General features: G+C 42.1%; 1 pseudogene. It reads right to left on the bottom strand.

What is annotated here, in order from left to right:
- Window positions 1–54: 54 nt before the first annotated feature.
- Window positions 55–372: pseudogene (locus tag AAEY57_RS19440) on the bottom strand (eIF2A-related protein); the annotation flags it as partial.
- Window positions 373–447: the final 75 nt, after the last annotated feature.

Genomic DNA, 447 nt, shown 5'->3' with positions numbered 1-447 from the left:
ATGAGCGTTCACGTTAAAACCAGAACGGGTGTTCACGATGGGCCGGAATCACTGTTCACGATGCTCCGGAATATGCAGGTATTGACCATCAGGCGAAAAAGTAGGGTTTTGCTCATTACTCATTTCGTCTGTTAAGCGCGTTACCTTTTTCTTTTTAAGGTTGTAGTGCCATAGCGAGGCATAACGGTTTTCGTTATTTTTAACAAATACAATGTCTTGGCTATTAGGCGACCAAGTATATTGAGTAATGCCGTCTTCGTCGTAAATACCGGTATCAATTTTGTGTTGCTTGCCCGATTTTGCATCTAACCACCAAAGTGTGTTGTTTTTATCTGAAAACAACAATTTAGAGCTATCTGGTGACCAAATGGGCACGGCTAGCGCATTTTAATCCCAGATTCTAACAGGGTTGAGCGATAATCATCGTCTAGCCCTGCCATTTTCTTT

The organism is Pseudoalteromonas sp. MER144-MNA-CIBAN-0113 (assembly GCF_040308965.1).
Taxonomy (GTDB): domain Bacteria; phylum Pseudomonadota; class Gammaproteobacteria; order Enterobacterales; family Alteromonadaceae; genus Pseudoalteromonas; species Pseudoalteromonas tetraodonis.
Note: the sequence above shows the minus strand (reverse complement) of the source record. Positions and strands in the feature narration are given on the sequence as shown.